The following is a 1,466-nucleotide window of genomic DNA, read 5'->3' on the forward strand; positions in this document are numbered from 1 at the left end:
TTATATGGATTTTTTTAATCCCCATTTGCCTCTATATCTCTTCCTTCATATTATTTCCTTGCTATATATTCTAATATTAAACTGTACCAGGAAGGGAACTCACTGCAATGAACTAATGGCATGAGATTAATTTTGAACATTATTATCCATAGCTGATTCTCGATTTACAGTAAGAGTAATAATTAATTGTTCAGAAGGAAAAGACGAATGAATAACTTTGAAAAGCTAAGTAAAATAAATAATACGATTAAATTATCAAGCAACTATTCGGATGGAGTTTGTAAGGACTGTTCGCTATCTATACGTAATGGGCTTGATGAGATGATGAATCATTATCTTCAACAACATGGATATGTAATATTGCATATAGGCGCAGAGTCGGAGAGAGATTTTGATCATTCACTCCTTACTCATACAATTGTGATCCTTGGAAAAAACTTAAGTGAGTCTCAATTTAAAGATTCTACTCTTCCACCCCGTGACGATGTTGAATCTATTGGGTAATGGGTGTTCAGGATTATGAATTCCTGAGTTTTGCAATGTAAATTTTGCAATTTATCTTTGCTCTCTTCCAGCAAAGGCTTGCTCTATTAAATACAAACGGCTTTATTACATATTGTTAACTTAGGAAATATTACAAACTCATAGGATTTTGGTTGGTTAAAATTTATTGTTATGAGTTACTCGTTGGTAGATATAAAATATTAAGCTTATCTATAGAGCCAACAATGCTAATATACTTGTTCTTTCGATACTTCAAAATAAAGTTTACCTTTTCCACAAATTGATAAATCTTAGATCCTAAAGCATACTCATCTGAATCTACTTTTATCATATCAATTCCAAATATTTCTTGAGCTTCACTTTTGTCTATTAAGAAAGAATGATCTTTATATTCATAGACCAATCTATGTGCAATCAGGTTTGGCTTATTTTTTAATTTTTCCGTTTTATTTTCTAGTAACCTTGTGGCGTAATGTTCTGCGGAACCAGAAATCCTTTCAAAATATCCAAGTTGCCTTATAGGTAATGTTCGTGCTAGATAAGTGGCAAACATTTCGGCGGTTTCCGGAAATTTTTTACATAATTCTGCTATACATTCTAAGGCACTACTAAGACTTAAAGCGGGAATACCTCCAAATTGAGGGTCTATTGGTCCGAGCTCACTTAAAGAACCCATATGAATTTCATCTGCTCCTAATGAAATAAGGGTCGCTGCGGATTTTGCTCGACGGGGAATTGAAACAATAAACTTGTCTTTTGATTTTTCTTTGCAAATTTTAGAAATTAGATATGCAGGTTCAATCCTTCCTCCATCGCTATTAATAATAAGTAAAATATTTTTATCTTTCTTATCTGGTAGTGACCAATAAATTAATGAGTTATTGTCAATTCTGGTGTATGAGCAAAATATCATCAAGCGGCCTTCCAGTCCGATTGTTCAACAACCTGCACTCCGTCTTCAA

The 1,466-nt window shown here is 33.0% G+C and carries 2 protein-coding genes; one reads left to right on the forward strand and one right to left on the reverse strand.

Going from position 1 to position 1,466, the window contains the following annotated elements; translation table 11 throughout:
• Window positions 1-207 precede the first annotated feature (207 nt).
• Window positions 208-504 carry a hypothetical protein gene (locus tag Lfee_RS15935; RefSeq protein WP_058447957.1) on the forward strand — a complete coding sequence of 99 codons (297 nt, stop codon included), beginning with the start codon at window positions 208-210 and terminating at the stop codon, window positions 502-504.
• 169 nt (window positions 505-673) lie between these two features.
• Here the strand turns inward: Lfee_RS15935 and Lfee_RS15940 are convergent, their stop codons facing one another.
• Window positions 674-1,417 (reverse strand): SDH family Clp fold serine proteinase, encoded by a 744-nt coding sequence (locus Lfee_RS15940; RefSeq protein WP_058447958.1) that lies wholly within the window; start codon window positions 1,415-1,417, stop codon window positions 674-676.
• Between the last annotated feature and the right edge of the window lie 49 nt (window positions 1,418-1,466).

Source organism: Legionella feeleii (assembly GCF_001467625.1).
Classification (GTDB): Bacteria; Pseudomonadota; Gammaproteobacteria; order Legionellales; family Legionellaceae; genus Tatlockia; species Tatlockia feeleii.

Coding starts and splice junctions, on each gene's coding strand:
- Lfee_RS15940 (WP_058447958.1), bottom strand. CDS start 1,417: ATGATATTTTGCTCATACACCAGAATTGACAATAACTCATTAATTTAT.
- Lfee_RS15935 (WP_058447957.1), top strand. CDS start 208: ATGAATAACTTTGAAAAGCTAAGTAAAATAAATAATACGATTAAATTA.